Below are 18,334 nucleotides of genomic sequence, written 5' to 3'. Positions count from 1 at the left end.
TGAATTGGATTTGAAAAGAAAAAAGATAGTTATAGCGATAATGGTTGCGATGTTTTTAGGAGCTGTTGAAGGCACAATTGTAACAACGGCAGTACCAACTATAGTTAAAGATTTAGATGGGTTTAGTCTTATAAGCTGGGTGTTTTCAGCTTATTTATTTACATCTGCTATATCAACACCTATATATGGGAAATTATCAGATTTATATGGAAGAAAAGACATGCTGTGTATTGGTATTGTAATTTTTTTAATTGGAAGTTCACTTTGTGGTATATCCGTAAATATGTATGAACTTATAGTTTTTCGTGCAATTCAGGGTATAGGATCAGGTGCGATATTTACAGTTACATATACTATTGTTGGAGATATATTTGAAATTTCCGAGAGGGCCAAAGTACAGGGATGGCTTAGCAGCGTTTGGGGAGTTTCAAGTTTAATTGGACCATTTTTAGGAGGTTTCTTGATAGATACTCTTTCATGGCACTGGATATTCTTTATAAATGTTCCGTTTGGAATACTGTCCATAGTGCTGCTGAGAAAAAATTTTAAGGAGGAGCATATAAACAAAGTTTCAAATATAAATATGGATTTTTGTGGAATTGTAGTTATGTCTTTTGCAATTATAAGTCTTTTATATGGCGTATTGTATGGACAAAAATATAGTTTTAAATCTGTACCAGTTTTTATAACGTTCTTATGCACAATTATACTGCTATTTATATTCTACTTTGTGGAAAAATATGCAAAGCAGCCGATTATGCCTTTCAAGATATTTACGAAGACAAATACAGTTGATAATATTATGAGCTTTATGGCATCTGGTTGTCTAATAGGTATAGATGTTTACATGCCAATATACCTCCAAAATGTCCTTGGATTTAATGCGACTATATCAGGACTTTCAATGGCACCTATGTCGGTTGCTTGGCTCATTGGTGCATTTGTTTTGGCAAATGCAATAACGAAATATGGTGAGGGAAATGTTATTAGGATATCTTCTTTTATATTATTAATAAGTGCTGCTTTTTTGCCGACACTTGAGATCAATTCTTCAATTATGAAAGTTATAATTTATGTTTCGATTATGGGATTTGCGTTTGGAGGAGTTTTTTCAATTTTGACTATGATAATACAGGAGTCAGTTGATTACAATAATAGAGGTTCTGCGGTCGCATGTAATTCATTACTTAGAACTTTAGGGCAGACTATAGGGGTAAGTGTTCTTGGAAGTATATTCAATATAAGTGTAATGAAACACCTTTACAACTTTAAAATTTTTAATGTAAATATAGATAATTTATATGACTCAATGAGTTTAAAAAGTGCAGCATATGTAAATAATATAAAATCATCTGTAAATTCAGGAGTGCACTCGATATTTATAGTATTAGTTATGTTAAGTCTTTTGTGCTTTTTTCTTTCATTTATGATTCCTAATAATTTAAAAGATAAAAATTGATTTCTTACGTCAAGCTATAGTTTTATAGAAAGAGGGAAATATATGTGTTAATAGATGATAAAATTGAAATAATAAATGATATAAGGGAAAAAGATAAGTTGAAGAAATCTGTTAGTAAACAGGTTTTGAATAAATATCCTTTAGGAGGTAAAAGAGAAGAATACATATATACTAGATATGGTAAAAGCCATGTATATTTTTATTATCCACTTAATAGTAAAGGTATTTATCCTGTTTTTGTGAATCTACATGGTGGCGGATTTGTGAAAAATCATTCTGATATGGATGAACTTTTTTGTAGAAAGATTGTAAATAATGTTGGATGTGTTGTTGCTGATATTGATTATAAAACCGCTCCTGAATATGTATTTCCATATGCATTGTATGAATGCTATGATGATATAAAATGGATACATCAGAATTCCTCAAAATTTAATATATATAGTGATAAAATAGCAGTAGGAGGTCATAGTGCAGGCGCAAATATATCAGCGGGAATTACTCTTTTAGCTAATGAATTAAAGGAATTTACACTTTGCTGTCAGGTACTTGATTATCCGGTTCTGGATTTGTATACAGATCCTTTAGCTAAAAAAGGTGAAGCGAAAGCACTTTCAGCTGAAAAAGAAAAATTTTACACTGATATGTATATAAAATCTTGCGATAAAAAGAATCCGTTTGCGTCACCCGTTTTTTATCCTGAGTATAAATTAAAGGGGATGCCTCTTTCGGTTATATTGACAGCTGAGTTTGACAATTTTGGTGCTGAAACTAAAAAGTATGCATCTATGCTTGTAAAAAATGGGAATGAAGTTATGATGAAATGTTTTTTAGGTTCCTCACATGGTTTTACTATAGATTGTAGAGAAGACTTTAAAGGAGCACAAGAGATGATTTTCAAAGCATTAAAACTTTCATTTTATGATTAACTTAAAGTCTTTTATATAAATCAGTATGTGATTCAGCTATAATGAGTATGTGGCTGAACTAGTATTTTTTAATAAGTTTATATTAGGTTGGTGATGTTTGTGAATATATCTTTTTTGGGAGGAGCATATGAAGTTGGTGCTAGCTGTATATTATTAAATATTTATAATAAAAACATACTACTTGATTGTGGCATAAGGCAGGGAGGCTCTAAAGATCCACTCCCTGATTTTAGAACAATTCAGGATAAAGGCGGAATAGATGCTGTGATTATAAGTCATGCGCATATGGATCATATTGGATCACTGCCAATTATGAGTAAAGAATATCCTGATGCTAGAATATATACTAATAATATGACTAAGGATCTTATGAAGGTTTTACTATATGATAGTTTAAAGATAATGAATAATAGAGAAGAAGAAATACCTCTTTATGCTGAGAAGGATGTAGTAAATATGCTTGATAGAATTTTTACAATTAATTATTCTACTGAATTTTCAATATTTGAAAATATAAAATTAACATTTTATATGGCAGGACATATAGCTGGTGCCTCATGTGTTTATATTACCACTCCAGATGGATCCTTATTTTATTCTGGTGATTTTTCTATATTTTCACAGAAGACGGTTGAAGGACTTAAACTTCCAAAGCTTAGGCCAGATGCTGCAATATTTGAAACTACATATGGTGATAAATTACATTCAAACAGGCAAGTTGAAGAAGATAAACTAATAGAACTTGTGAAGGAGTGCGAGATAAATAACTCAAAAATGCTTATACCTGCTTTTGCACTTGGAAGAGCACAGGAAGTACTCCTTATAATTAAAAAAGCCATCAATAAGAAATATGTAAAAAATATAAAAATATATGTGGATGGAATGATAAAAGATATAAATAGAGTCTATAAATTTAATCCCCTGTATTTAAAAAATTCCCTTGGGAAAAAAATACTTAAAGGAATAGAACCATTTTATGATGACAATATAATTGCAATTGAAAATAATCAAATGAGAGAAAAGGTACTGGACAGTAGTGGAGGGTGTATAATAGTTTCAAGTTCAGGAATGTTAACAGGTGGACCAAGTCAATATTATGCGGAAAAAATAGCTCCTATAGAAAATGCGTACATAGTTATAACTGGATATCAGGATGAAGAATCTCCTGGAAGAAAACTCTTAAATCTTCTGAATCCCGATATAGAGGAAAAAAATATTGAAATAAATGGTAGAAGTATTCCTGTTAAATGTAAGGTGAAAAATATAGGATTGTCAGCACATGGAGATAAAAATGAAATCAGGTCTATCATAGATTTGATTACACCTAATAATATATTTTTAGTACATGGCGATCCTAGAGCAATAGACAGTTTCGCAAATGATATAGTGGGAGAAGTCAGGTCAAGAATTTATGTTCCTAAATCAGGAGAAACATATGAGGTAAATATAAGAAATCCACGAAAGCAGTGGAAAAAATACTTTAATTCAGTATTACATTTTGATGAAAGAATAGATGAATTAAATATTAATCGGCTTTGGAATTTTGTATTGAGCAATTATGGGCAAAAACTGTTTACTGTTGAGGAACTTTTGCATATATGGACCGGAAAAGATAAATTTAAAGATGATGATATAGTTAGTTTACAATATACTATAGTTAATTCAATTTATTTTGAAAGTGATAATAAAAGGCTGTTTTTGTTTAAGGCAAGAAGTGAGGATGAGGTATCAGAACTCAATAAAAAAAAGGAACTGAAACCTAATGAATTAAATGATTTTATAAATGAGTATTTTGGCGTTTACAAATTTAAAAAAGCAGGACTTATATATGATTCAAAAAAGATTATATTGAGCTTTGATTTTCCATATGTAGTAGATGAAAAGATATATGATGATATTAATAAATTTACAGAGAAGACTCATTGGAGTGTTGAAGTAAGTGATAAGGTAAATATAAATGCATTGGATATACTTATAAAAAAACTTTTGCTAGAAGGCGATATTAAAAAAATATCATATAAATTAAATGACAAAAAAGCTTTGGTTATTATGAATTCAGTATTTAATACAGATCATAATATACTTTGTAAATTTAAAAATATGACTGGAATGGATATTGTAATTCAGAATCCGGGACAAAATTCTAAAGTACAGGTGGAATTTTTAGAAACCTCACAAAATATTAATGTGATGGAACAAAATCAGGCATTAAATTATATAGATGAAACTTTTAAAAAAGAGGAATTTAAACCATATAAGAAAAGTATAAAGAATTTACAAGGTAATAATTATATAGAACTCAGTTTTATATCACCTGAAGTCGGGAAAAGATATATTGAAAAACTTAAATGTATATCGCAAAAGACTGGCTGGAATATAAGCTTATCAAAATCTGTAAACCAAAATGAAATAATTAAATTGGCACTTAGATTTTGTGATACCGAGAAGATAAAATTAAAGAAAAATCCTTCTTATAATCCATCGGAAATGACAATAGAAATTAAGCCGCTGAATGGAGAAGATAGGATAGAAAATTTTAGTTCAGAATTTGAATGCATGACAGGTTGTAAATTAGTAAAAGATATATAGGTTTTAATATTTTTAAAATAATTGTTAGAATATAATCTTTACATAATGGTTATTATAATATTGTAGGATAATCGATTATATGGGTTCTATATAATAAATACTAGTGCAGGAGTTAAAAAATTCAACTAACATTTTAGATTTAGAAGTTATTTCAATAAATGTATTTGGAAAATATTGTTTGATATTTATGCCTATAGTATAAATACCACCTATATAATGCGTGTATTCTACCTTTTAATTAGAGTCAGACCTATTTCATATAAGTTATAGGTTTGACTCTAATCTTTTATTTGTGGATAATAGTGAATTATATGGGGCTTTTGTTTTTTATTTTATACATATTTATAATTTTAAATTTATAGTATAATAATGGTATGCTACATTATAAAGGAAATAGGAGGGTAATAAATGGAAAAAGATAATATGAAGAATATGGGAACAGCAGTATTTATGTCCTTGCTTTTATCAGCAGCATTACCAGGAATGCCGGTTAAAGCACAGGCTGGTCAGGTTACTAGAGTTGGTGAAGCTGATAGGTATGAAACTGCAGCTAAAGTTGCTACTACTAATTGGACAAGTTCAGAAAATGTGGTATTAGTTTGTGGTAATGGTTATGCAGATGCAGTCAGTGCATCTGTGCTTGCAAAACAATTAGGAGCTCCAATACTTTTAACTGAAAGTGAAAAATTAAATGATAGTACAAATGATGCAATCACTTCCTTAAAACCTAAAAATATATATATTGTAGGAGGAAATGCATCTGTATCTAAACAGGTTAGAAGTGAACTTAAAGGTTATTCTTATAATTTAATTGAACTATATGGTAAAGATAGATATGCAACTAACGTAGCGGTCGCAAATGAACTTGTTAAGCTGGGTGTAAAATCGGATAATGTGATTTTAGTAAGTGGTGAGGGATTTTCTGATGCTCTTTCAGTAGCACCTGTTGCGGCTGCTAAAGGAGAAATTCTTTTGCTTGGAAGTAATGATGAAGCATCAATGAAACCGGTGTTTGATTTTGTGAAAACGAATAATTCAAAGGTGACTGTTGTTGGAACAGACTATGCAATAAATAACAGTATATATGATAAACTAGGAGCAGTAAGTAGAGTTGATGGTGGTTCAGATAGATTTGAAACAAATCTTAATGTATTGAATGAATTCGACAATGATTTAAACTTTGATAAGTTATATGTAGCTAATGCAAGTAATGATGGTTATGCAGATGCATTAGTTGCATCATCACTTGCTGGTAAGTTTAATTCACCTCTTGTATTGGTTGATAATGATACTTCTGATGCTACTAGTAAAGCTATTAAATATATTCAAAATGAATTCACTAGTAAGACTGATTTAAATGTAATAGGTGGTGCACAGGTTGTTACAGATAATATGGTCTCAAGAATAAATAGTGCAGTTGCAAATCATGAAGAACCGGAGACACCAACTGTAAACTCAGTGACTACTAATGGATTAAATCAAATTAGAATCCTATTTAATACAAAGGTAGATGAAAATACAGCAGAGAGTATAGATAACTATCAAATTGATGGAAGTACAATATCATCTGGAACTGCAGAAGCTGAACTTCAAGATGATGGTAAAACTGTTGTAATAACTTTTGCAAATCCGTATTCACAGGGTAAAGATTTAAATTTTACAGTCAAAAATTCTGTTATATTAGATAAAAATTTAAATAATACAATACCTAAATTTGAAGGAAAAGTAACATTTTTATCAACTAGTGCACCTACTCTTAAATCTGTAACACCAAAAGGAGGAAACAAGTTGGTAGTTGAATTTTCCGAGCCTATATATCTTACAGAAGATAATCTTCGTTCTATGAAGATTAACAGACAAAGTGTTATAAATTATGGGCTGGATACATCAGATACAGAATTTCATAATACATGTGGTAGTTCACATTGGACTGATAAAGTTGAACTGTATTTTGATTCACCCCTTCCGTCTGGTACAAGTACATTCACAATTCCAAATGGAACGCTTAATAAGAGTTATTATAGTGCGGCTGGGTTTACAACTATATCCTCTTCTATGAATTTCACAGTGAACTATGAATATGGTACACCTAAGGTTACAAATGTAACAGCTGATAGTTCAGGTGATGTATATATTACTTATGATAGAACTATGGATCAGGAAACTGCTTTAGAGGATAGTAACTACAAGATAAATGGTACTACTTTAAGTTTGAGTTCAGATGACATAAGTTTTGAAAGCGGCTCAAATGATACTATTGTAAAGCTTGATGGTGTTGAATATCTGTTAAAAGATGATGATAATGAAAAAAATAAGATTGTTATAGATAATGATATAAAAGATACCTATGGAAATAGGATAAAGGAGACTGAACTTGAATTTACACGTGGAGATAGTTCGGTAAAACCTAGAATATCAAGTGTGAGTAAATTGAATGATAACACAATACGTATTAAATTCAATAAGGAGGTTGCAAACAGTTCTGCAACAAATAGGTCAAATTATACACTGATAGATGATTCTACTAATAATGATGTCAGTTATAAGATAAGTACAATAAATGAAGTATATGGTTCCGGAAATGACAGCAACAAGACGTATGATATTAAAATTGACAGCAGCGATTCTCTAAAAAGTTCAACATATACGCTCATTATAAAAAATATTATGGATAAAAATTCTACACCGAATGTAATGGACACATACAAGACTAAGATCTCCGGGAAAGGAGAAGATGGTCCAACTGTTTCTTCAGTTGTAAAAACAGTTGATACGGATAATGAATTAGTAGTATTTTTTGATAGAACGATGGATGAATCATCTATAACAAATAGTGATAATTATAGGTATTTGAATGGGAATAATGAAACACAAAAACTTCCAACAAGTACAACTTTGACAGCTGGAGTTGATAATAAGAGTGTAACTATAGACTTCCCTTCCGGATATATAATTGGAGGCGGAAACACTGGAAATTATGTTACAAAATTAAGTGTAACGGATATTAAAGATGCAGATGGAAATGTCATGACATCACCTTTTGCTGATGTCATAAGTCAAAGTACGTCAAATGGTCCTAAAATAATATCCAACAGTTCAAAAATGACTTTTGACGGGAATGATATAAAAGTAAAAGTATCTCTTACTGCACCACTGGATGTTGTAAGTCCTGATGATTTTACGGTTGATGGTGAGAAGCCTGATAGGGCATCAGTTGATGGTGATGATGTTATTTTAACATTTTATGGGAGCTATGATGATGACGACGATAATAAAGTTTATAATATAAAAGAATCGGGAGCAACTACTACAGTTTATGCTCATAGTGGAAAATCAGCTGATGTGGCAGGAAGAACACTAAGATCAAGTTCAGATACAGTTTTAGTGCCTCCATTTACCGAACCTCAGTATTGCACTGCAAATAGTAATAAATCAACAGGAAATAACTCTACCGTCAGGGTAGAATTCAATCAGAATATAGATGATGATATAAGATCATCCTATATTGATGATTTTAGTTTTGAAGATGAAACAACTAAACAACAAATTACACCAGTTTCAGTTGATGTCGATGGAGATAATGTTGTATATAAATTTAACAATGGTACAATAAGTGTTGGTGATAAAATTGTGATTAAGGCCAATAGTTCGTCATCAAGCATTAATATAAGAGGTGAAGAGCATAATAGCAGTTATGCTGTATATAGTCCATCAAGTAAAGATTTAGATGGTATAACTATAACAGCAAAATAAATAGGGGGATTTCCCCTTATTTTTTATTGTACCAATTTTTATAACTTTATTCTATAATATATATTATGTAATCACAGAAGAAAAGGAAGTGAAAATTTGGCAAATCATAGTATGTCTAAAATAAAAAAACCCAAAAAGAGATTTCTACATATTTTTATAATAATTTCTATTGTGTTCTTGCTTATCATAGCGAGACTAGGATATATAATGATAAGAATGGGACCAAAATATAAAGCTATTGCAGAGCAGCAACAGAGAAGTGAGGTAAAAATAAATGCTAAACGGGGAAAAATTCTTGATAGAAATGGAGATGAATTGGCCGTCAATTCGGATGCTTATCAAATTGATTTAGATCTTAAAACACTTAGAGAAACGTTAAAAGATGAAAAAATGACCTTTAATGATCTATCGAATAAACTTGCACCTATACTTGGTATGCAGCCTAAGGATGTTCTCAAGATAATGAATACAACACTTACAAATGGACTGCCAGCAAGTTCTGCGGTTTTAAAAAGGCAGGTTGATAAATCTCAAGCTGATAAAGTTAAGGCTTTGAATGTAAGAGGAATTATATTATCTGCAGATACTAAGAGATATTACACAAATGATGACTTTTTATCAAGTGTACTTGGAAGGGTTAATTTAAACGGAGATGGCATATCCGGTGTGGAACTGGCATATAATAAAGAATTAGCTGGAACACCAGGAGAAAGTACTTATGAAAAAGATACTAAGGGAAATCAACTTCCATATGAGAATGCAGATTATGTAAAGCCTATAAATGGGAAAGATGTAGTCTTGACAATAGATGAAGTTATACAAACGTATGTAGAAGATATTGCACAAAAAGCTTTAACAAGTAATAATGCGGAAGCTGTAAATGTAATAGTGATGAATCCCGGTAATGGTGAAATACTCGGAATGACAAGTAAACCTGATATTAATTCTAAAGATAATACATTATATAAAGTAAGGAATGTAGAGGACAGTTTTGAACCAGGTTCTATTTTTAAGGTAATTACATCAGCTTGTGCATTAGAAAATAATGTAGGCATAAATGATGGTTATGTTTGCAATGGAAGTCTTAAGATAGGAAATTCTGTAATTCACTGCTGGAATTGGAATGGACATGGATATGAAAGTTTTGGGGATATAATTAAAAATTCATGTAATGTTGGTTTTATGGAATTAGGTCAGAAGATAGGAAAAGACAAACTTGTGGATTTTTCAAAAAAGATGGGAATAGGACAAAAAACCGGAATTGATCTTCCTGGAGAATCTGCTGGAATTTTGAGAGATGTCTCTAAAATGAATACTGTAGATTTAGCAACCATGGCATTTGGACAAGGCGTAGCAGTAACTCAGGTTCAATATATGGCTGCATTTAATTCAATTGCAAATGGTGGAACCTGGGTGAGACCTCACATTATGAAAAGTATAGATCATTCTGATTATAATAATAAATTGATTCAGGATAGTAAATTTAATAATTATGGTAAAAGAAATGTATATAATTCAAACCTTGCTGCAAATCTTCGTCAGTATTTAGAAAAGGTTGTTACCGAAGGAGTTGGAAAAAATGCTTATGTAGATGGACTTGACATAGCAGGTAAAACTGGAACAGCGCAGGTTGCAAATCCTGAGAATGGTGGATATACCGAAGGGAAATATATATCTTCTTTTGTAGGTATGGCACCGGCATCAAACCCTAAAGTAACAGTTTTAATAAGCATAGATAGTCCAAGCAATGGAAGTTATTATGCAAGTGATACAGCAGCACCATTTGCTAAAGAATTATTTAGCGAAATTTTTAATTATATTTCAATAAAAGGAGAGCAGCAGGTACTTCAAAATTAACAATTTATTAATACTTTATTAAGTGATATTAAATACTGTTTTTTATAAAAATATGTTATAATTATATTGAATATATTATTCTGATAGGGGAGAATAAAAATGGATATAGTTTATAAAAAATTTTTAACTGTTTTAAAGGTAATTATTGCCTTGATTTTAATAAATATTTTTATAAAAGTGTTTCCTGTGCTTGTAGTAGTAGGAATTGCAGGATGGGGAATAGTAAAGCTTATAAAGTATATAAAGAATTCAAATAAGAATTTTATAAATAATACTAAACAAAAAGTAAGTAATACTACTAAAGATGATGACTTTGATTTAAATGGGAAAAAAGTTGTGGATGTTGAATATGAAGATATTTGCTCAGATGAAAAGAATACCATAAACTAGAATACATGTTGTTTATAGTTTGTTGCTGCATAAAAAGTCATTTTACCCTCCAGTATATGTTGCCAAGATTCAGTACTATAAAAAAGAGTATACTCCAATAGGTAGTATACTCCTTTTGATTATTTAAGTTTTACATCAAGAAGGTCTAGTATGAACATTACAAGAGGTATACCTATTAATAATCCCCAAAATCCTATAAAGTGTTCTGAGGCTATTAATATTACAAATGTAAAGAAAATAGGTAAATGTACTTTTGATGACATTAGTTTTGGATTTAAAATATAACTTTCTATTAAATGAAGTACAGCAACCATTATAAGTACATATATAACTTTAGTAAGGCCACCTATTTTAAAAGCTATAATTGAAAGTGGAACTAAGGAAATTATGACGCCAGCTACTGGTATTAAACTTAAAATGTATATCATAAAACCAATAGTTATAAGCTGCGGAAAATTTAAAATAAAAAGTACTATAACTGATAATATTGTATTTACAAATGCAATTATTATTTGAGCCTGTATGACCTTACCGAATGAGTTTAAGAAATTATTGCCGAAAAAACAAAAATATTTGTAAATTCCGGATATCTTACTGTCTTCAAATTTACTTAAAAAGGTTATGATTTTTTTCTTTTCAAGCATGAAAAATAGACTGAGCATAATTGCAATAAAAGCATATGCACCCCATTTGCCTATATTAGTAGCCAATTGTATTGTTACATTTACTCCAGATTTAAGATAGTTGTTTAAATTAATTTGGTCAAGGGCACTATTAATATATTGTTGTATCACATTTGAACTATGTATTTGTGTTGTGTTTATATCTGAAGCTTGATTTATGAGATATTTGCTTTGAGTTATGAGCAGTGGTATATAGTTTACAATTATAAGTACAATAGATGTAAATAAAATAAGATAAAGACAAATAGTTACTATCTTTTCTCTTATAGGTGTAACTTTTTTTAAATGTCTTATAACAAATTCATGAAGACTGTTCATAAGATAAGTAAACAAAAATGTCAGTAAAAATAAATTTATTAATGATCTGCAAAGGTAAAATATAAATATCAAACCAATAAAAAATAAAAATCTTTTAAAGGATTCCTTTGACCAAAGTTCTTTTAAAAAATCCACTATAAAATTCTCCTTATTATAAATTTAGTTCTCTCATTATAGTTATTCCAATCAATCCAGGTCCCGTATGTACACCGGCAACTGGGCCTATATTTCCAAAACCTAAAAAGGTTATATTTTTAGCTTTTTCAAAATGTTCATATAGTGTTTTGGCCTGTGCTTCAGCACCACCGTGAAGCACCCAAACTCTAGACTTATATTCTTTTAGTATGCTTTCAATTATTTCAGTAAGTTTATTTAGTGCTTTCTTTTTACCACGTACTTTTGTATATGTATAATATATACCATCTTTATTTATAGATATTATAGGTTTTATATTTAAAAGTTCACCAACTGTACCAGAAACTTTTCCTATTCTTCCACCCTTTATTAGGTAGGTAAGAGTATCTACTATGTAGTATATTGATATACTATTTCTTATTTTAGGGAGATATTCTAAGATTTCATCATAATTTTTTCCCTGTTCTATTAATTCACCACATTTTATTATTATTGCTCCGGCACCTAAAGTTAAAGCTTTTGAATCAAATACGGTTATTTTCATATTGGCATAATTTTGGCTTACTAACTTTAATGCATTGTATGTGCCTGATAAACCTGATGAAATACATACAGCAATAACATGTGTATACCCTTGAGCCTCTAAGTCATTGAAGAGTTTTTCTATATCGTTTATAGATGGGAGAGAGGTGTGCGGAATTTCTTTATCTAAATTATCATACACATAATCGGGAGTTATATTAACTCTGTCTATATATTCATGATTTTTATATATTATTCTTAGAGGCAATACTTTTATATTAAATTTTTTTATTATTTCTTCATTTAAATCAGATGTACTGTCTGTTACCAAAGCAATTTTTGACATTTAAATAACCTCCTTGTAATTTCAAATACAATTATATATCAAGTATTGTGAAGTTATCAATACTAATACATTTATAATATTAATAATAAATAATATTATTGATTAAAGTCTTAATTATTATAGATATGCATATGCATAAAGATACATTTTAGAGATTGATATTTATATAGTGTTAATTATTTCTTATACATAAAAAAGTTTGTTGCATATTTATAGATTTGATTGTATAATTATAAAAAAGAATAATAGGGGGAAGGCAAAATGAAAAAATTCAAAATATCTGCTTTATTAATAACTTGTTTAATGACTATTTCATTATTTGCAGGTTGCACAAGCAGCAATAATACTAGCAATTCTAAATCAACTGATAATTCACTTCAAAAGGTTAAAGATGCAGGAAAATTTACAATAGGGTTGGATGATTCTTATCCGCCAATGGAATTTAGAGATGACAAGAGTAATTTAGTTGGCTTTGATATAGATTTGGGCAATGCCCTTGCTAAAAAAATAGGAGTTAAACTTGAAGTTACTACTACGGATTTTAATGGAATTGTATTAGCACTTAAATCCGGGAAATTCGATGCTATTATTTCATCATTGAGTATGACTCAAGAGAGAAAAAAAGAGATAGATTTTGTAGGACCATACGTTGATGGTGGACAGATAATTGTAACAAGAAAAAATGATGATTCAATAAAAACTAAATCTGATTTAAAGGGGAAAATATTATCAGCACAATTAGGATCCACAGGTGATCAGGCAGCAAAGAAAGTTGAGGGAGCTAAAACTGTTAAAGAATATGATAAGGTAACAGAAGCATTTCATGATCTAGCGATTGGAAGAACTGATGCGTTAATAGTAGATGGTCAAGTTGGTGGATATTATGTTAAAAAAGATAGTGATAAATACAAAATATTAAATGAAAGACTTACTAAAGAACCTATAGGAATAGGTATAAAGAAAGAAGATAAGGAACTCAAGAAATCCCTTCAAAAAGCATTAGATGAACTTAAATCTGATGGAACATTATCAAAACTTTCAATTAAATGGTTCGGGTACGATATATACAAAATGAAATAATAAATTATATATAGCTCACAGTTTGGTTAATCTAACTGTGAGCTATATATATGTCTAATAATTTCATTATTGGTTCTTGTTAAATATAATTTAATAGTTATATAATTATATTATAAGTACTAGGTTTCACAAGGCTTTTTATAAGAGGGGAGTTTTTATGGTAGATCAGATACGGGATGAACTTCAAGAAATAGCTGAAACTATAAAAGCTATTATGGGAATAGATATTACTATTATGGATAAAAATTTATTAAGAATAGCTGGAACGGGTGAGTTAAAAGAAAAAGTAGGATATATTGGCCCTAAAAATTCAGTATTTCAAAAATGTGTTTTAACTGGGGAACCTTATTTTGTTAAGAACCCAGGAGAGTGCAGTGAATGTATTACATGTGAAATAAAAAATGAATGTGATGAAAAAGCCGAATTCTGCTTACCTATAATAATAGATGGAAAAGTAGAAGGCGCTATGGCTATGATAATTTTTGATGAATCACAGAAGGAAGGGTTCTTGAAAAAAATAGACAGCTATAGAGATTTTGAAAAAAGATTGAGTAGTCTTATATCATCTCGCATAAGTGAGAAAAATTTTAGCAGTAAACTTGAATATAAATCTAAAGAATTATTAACGGTTATAGACTCTGTTAATGAAGGAATTATAATAATAGATGGGCAAAACAAAATATTGAATTTAAATAAGTATATAAAAGAAAAGTTTAACCTAAAAAAACAGAGTGCAATAGGAAGTGATTTAAAATCCATAATTCCTTATAGAATTGTAGATAAATTTAAAAAGAGTAATTATGTAATTGAAGAAGAACAGATAACTATAGAAAAAGAAAGAAAAAGGTACGATTTTTTACTTTCGGTAAAGCCTATAAGAGTAAACGGTATCTTTTCAGGAAGTGTTATAACATTCAAAGATTTTAATAAACTTCAGAGATCAGTTTTAAAAATAAATGAGAAGCATTCGATATTTACCTTTAATAATATAATAGGGGACAGTTTGATTTTCTCAAAGGTTATTGAACAGGCAAAACAAATATCAAAACAGAATGTACCTGTATTATTATTAGGTGAAAGTGGAACCGGAAAAGAACTTTTTGCAAGGGCAATTCATTTTGAGAGCTACAGGAAGAGTGAAGTTTTTATGACTATAAATTGCGGTGCAATTCCAGAAAGTTTAGTTGAAAGTGAATTATTCGGATATGAAAAAGGAGCATTCACCGGAGCCAGCAGCAATGGTAAGATTGGTAAATTTGAAATAGCTAAAGACGGAACTATTTTCTTGGATGAAATAGGAGATTTACCACTGCATATGCAAGTAAAACTCTTAAGAGTACTTGAAGAAAAGGAAATCATGAGAGTTGGAGGAGTGAATACAATAAAGGTAAATCCGAGAATAATAGCTGCAACAAATAGGAATTTATATAAAATGGTAGAAAAGAATGAGTTTAGGAGGGACCTATTTTATAGATTAAATGTTATTCCAATTAATATACCATCACTTAGAGAGAGAAAAAATGACATTTTGCAGCTTGCAAACTATTTTTTAAATAGATATAATAAAATCTATGGAAAAAATATAATGGGATTTGATAGGCTGGCAGAGAAGGCGATGCTTGAGTATTCCTGGCCCGGAAATGTCAGGGAACTTCAGAATTTAATAGAATATGCTATAAATTTTGAAACGCATGATGTAATAACCCTTGGTACAATATCAAATAGAATATTGAATGATAGAAATAATGCAGATGACAATAAAACACTAAAAAATATGGTAGATGAATTTGAAAAGCAAGTGATATTGAAATATATGAAATTATATGGAAATAATACTGATTCGAAAAAATTAATAGCTAAAAAACTTAATATAAGTACAGCAACTCTTTATAGAAAACTTGAGGACTGAATAATTATCATTTTTGATAATCAAATTATCAAAAATGATAATTATTTGTTTTTTAACCGGATATAACTGCTTCTTAATCGGACTAAATCAACTTATATATCTAAGTTAAATTTATATAATGCATTGGCACAAAATTTGCTTATAAATTTATTGTAAAGTATTTATATGATTAGGAGGTATTATTATATGAAAAATGAAAAATTATTATTAGATATATTGCATGATCAAGTTGTCCCTGCATTAGGATGCACAGAACCAACAGCAGTTGCCTATGCAGTTGCTAAAGCAAAAGAACTGCTTGGAGAAGATATTCAAAAGCTCGATATATATGTTGATAGAAATATAATGAAAAATGGAAAAGAAGTCGGAATACCAGGTACAAACGAAAAAGGTATTAAAGTTGCAGCTGCACTAGCATTAGTTATTGGAAAATCTGAATATAAGCTTGAAGTATTAAAAGAAGTTACAAATGAAAGTCTAAATGAAGCACTTAAATTAATTGATAAAAATATTATAAACCTTAAATTAAAAAAAGATGCAGATGGATTGTATATTGAAGTTATTGCAAGTGGAAAAAATAATACGTCAAGAGTTATAATAAAGAAAACTCATTTAAATATAGTACTTCTTGAGAAAAATGGTAAAGAAATTTCAAAAGATGATTGTGATACAAAAATTGAAAATAAAGCTTCTATAAGAGATAGGATTAGAGAGTTTAAAATTGCAGATTTAAAAGAATTTGTTGATACCGTAAGTCTTGATAAAATAGAATTTATTGATGAAGGAATAATAATGAATAAAAGAATGGCTATGGACTGCTTCAAGTATAACCTTGGTATAGGAATCGGAAATATGTTTAAAAGTGAAAAGGAAGATATAGAACATTATGCAAAAGCTATAACTTCGGCAGCATCTGAGGCTAGAATGTCAGGACATGCACTTCCTGTTATGAGTAGTGCAGGAAGTGGAAATCATGGACTTGTCGCAATACTTCCAATTGCAATAATAGGTGAAAATATGAATATAGACCATGAAAAAATAATAAGAAGTGTTACATTAAGTCATCTTGTCACTATATATGTAAAAAGTTATACAGGTTCTCTGTCGCCTGTATGTGGATGTGGAGTCGCAGCAGGAGTCGGTGCATCAGCAGGAATCACATATTTACTTGGAGGAACAATTGAGCAAATAGAAGGAGACATTAAAAATATGGTTGCTGGTATAAGTGGAATGATATGTGATGGTGCTAAAGTTGGGTGTTCATATAAGTTAGCTATATCAGTAGGCGCAGCTATCGATGCTGCTAAAATGGCTATGAAGAATATATTTATACCAGATAGAGATGGAATATTGTCTGAAAGTGTAGAAAATACAATACAAAATTTGGCAAGAGTATCTAATGAAGGAATGTCTGCAACCGATGATGTTATATTAGATGTAATGATGAATTCATGTAATTAGTAAAATATTATTAGTTAGAAAAATGTCCTTGTGGTAATCACAAGGACATTTTCTAATTTTAGTAGAAAGAAGTCAAACCTTATGCTCTTTTAGATTATTTAATATATACATACCATATATTAATGTTAAAATAGCGGCTGCAAATGGTATTATGAATTCCATTATATCAGGTGTAAATGATGCTATAAAATTGTCTTCTAATAACATCTTAAATGAAGTATGTGCAAGAATCGCTCCACCAATATAAGTTACTATTGGGTATTTTTGCATAAGTTTTGCTACATATTGGCTTCCAAAGAATATTATTGGTATATTTAGTAGAAGGCCAAATATTATAAGTACTACATTACCATGTGCGGCACCAGCTATAGCAAGTACATTATCAAGGCTCATTGTTGCATCTGCTACTATTATATTTATTATTGCGCTCATAAATTTATTAGATGAATTTACATGTGCCGTAGACTCTTCATTACCTGATTTTATAAAATTCCATGTTATTTTTAATAGAAGTAATCCGCCAATTAATTTTATTGGAAGCCACTGAATCATTAGAATATATGATACAAAACATGTAAATATAATTCTCAAAATTACAGCAGCAAATACTCCTATAATAGAGACTAGTTTTGCATGTTTTGGTGGTAGGTTTTTAGTGGCTAATGCTATTACTCCTATGTTATCACCACTTAAAACTATATCTAATAATGTAATTTGAAGCGCTCCCATTATTGAGGCTAATAAAACATCCATATTGTCATCACTCCAATTTTAAAAAATGTAAAATATTAGTTAAAGAAGTATGTGAACTTATTTAATACAATATATTTTACCACATAATAATTAAAATATCCAACTACATTTTCTATTTTTTTATATAAGTTAATATAAATATATGAAAAT

Annotated in this window: 12 protein-coding genes; 9 read left to right on the top strand and 3 right to left on the bottom strand. The window is 29.7% G+C overall.

Features of this window, described 5'->3' with window-relative positions; genetic code table 11:
* Positions 1-4: 4 nt before the first annotated feature.
* The 6 genes from D4Z93_RS07270 (at position 5) to D4Z93_RS07245 (ending at position 10,977) form a co-directional block, all read left to right on the top strand.
* Entirely contained in the window at positions 5-1,459 is a 1,455-nt protein-coding gene (locus D4Z93_RS07270; protein WP_119971902.1) for an MFS transporter, read from the top strand.
* A gap of 44 nt (positions 1,460-1,503) precedes the next feature.
* The gene (locus D4Z93_RS07265) at positions 1,504-2,388 is read left to right on the top strand and encodes an alpha/beta hydrolase (RefSeq protein WP_162920271.1); all 885 of its coding nucleotides are present in this window, start codon (positions 1,504-1,506) and stop codon (positions 2,386-2,388) included.
* A gap of 93 nt (positions 2,389-2,481) precedes the next feature.
* Entirely contained in the window at positions 2,482-4,977 is a 2,496-nt protein-coding gene (locus tag D4Z93_RS07260; protein WP_119971897.1) for an MBL fold metallo-hydrolase, read from the top strand.
* A gap of 408 nt (positions 4,978-5,385) precedes the next feature.
* The gene (locus D4Z93_RS07255) at positions 5,386-8,730 is read left to right on the top strand and encodes a cell wall-binding repeat-containing protein (protein ID WP_119971894.1); all 3,345 of its coding nucleotides are present in this window, start codon (positions 5,386-5,388) and stop codon (positions 8,728-8,730) included.
* Between the two features lie 96 nt (positions 8,731-8,826).
* The gene (locus tag D4Z93_RS07250) at positions 8,827-10,587 is read left to right on the top strand and encodes a penicillin-binding transpeptidase domain-containing protein (protein WP_243105905.1); all 1,761 of its coding nucleotides are present in this window, start codon (positions 8,827-8,829) and stop codon (positions 10,585-10,587) included.
* Between the two features lie 99 nt (positions 10,588-10,686).
* Positions 10,687-10,977 (top strand): hypothetical protein, encoded by a 291-nt coding sequence (locus tag D4Z93_RS07245; protein WP_119971891.1) that lies wholly within the window; start codon positions 10,687-10,689, stop codon positions 10,975-10,977.
* Between the two features lie 119 nt (positions 10,978-11,096).
* Here the strand turns inward: D4Z93_RS07245 and D4Z93_RS07240 are convergent, their stop codons facing one another.
* Complete coding sequence (locus tag D4Z93_RS07240; protein ID WP_119971889.1) at positions 11,097-12,113, bottom strand: AI-2E family transporter; 1,017 nt, start codon at positions 12,111-12,113, stop codon at positions 11,097-11,099.
* Between the two features lie 16 nt (positions 12,114-12,129).
* Positions 12,130-12,981 (bottom strand): DegV family protein, encoded by an 852-nt coding sequence (locus D4Z93_RS07235; protein WP_119971886.1) that lies wholly within the window; start codon positions 12,979-12,981, stop codon positions 12,130-12,132.
* A 261-nt stretch (positions 12,982-13,242) separates the two neighbouring features.
* Here D4Z93_RS07235 and D4Z93_RS07230 point away from each other — a divergent pair, with 261 nt between their 5' ends.
* The 3 genes from D4Z93_RS07230 to D4Z93_RS07220 all read left to right on the top strand — a co-directional run bounded on the left by D4Z93_RS07230 (position 13,243) and on the right by D4Z93_RS07220 (position 17,431).
* A complete protein-coding gene (locus D4Z93_RS07230) occupies positions 13,243-14,061 on the top strand; it encodes a transporter substrate-binding domain-containing protein (RefSeq protein WP_119971885.1) in 819 nt (272 codons plus the stop codon).
* A gap of 157 nt (positions 14,062-14,218) precedes the next feature.
* On the top strand, positions 14,219-15,970 hold the full coding sequence (locus tag D4Z93_RS07225) for a sigma-54 interaction domain-containing protein (RefSeq protein ID WP_119971882.1): 1,752 nt from the start codon (positions 14,219-14,221) through the stop codon (positions 15,968-15,970).
* Between the two features lie 186 nt (positions 15,971-16,156).
* Entirely contained in the window at positions 16,157-17,431 is a 1,275-nt protein-coding gene (locus D4Z93_RS07220; protein ID WP_119971881.1) for an L-cysteine desulfidase family protein, read from the top strand.
* Positions 17,432-17,503: 72 nt separating this feature from the next.
* On the opposite strand, the gene D4Z93_RS07215 is transcribed toward D4Z93_RS07220, so the two are convergent.
* Positions 17,504-18,184: a TerC family protein gene (locus tag D4Z93_RS07215; protein WP_119971878.1), complete on the bottom strand. Its 681-nt coding sequence runs from the start codon at positions 18,182-18,184 to the stop codon at positions 17,504-17,506.
* Positions 18,185-18,334: the final 150 nt, after the last annotated feature.

Origin of the sequence: Clostridium fermenticellae, from assembly GCF_003600355.1 — a bacterium.
In the GTDB taxonomy this organism is placed as follows: Bacteria; Bacillota; Clostridia; order Clostridiales; family Clostridiaceae; genus Clostridium_AV; species Clostridium_AV fermenticellae.
Note: the sequence above shows the minus strand (reverse complement) of the source record. Positions and strands in the feature narration are given on the sequence as shown.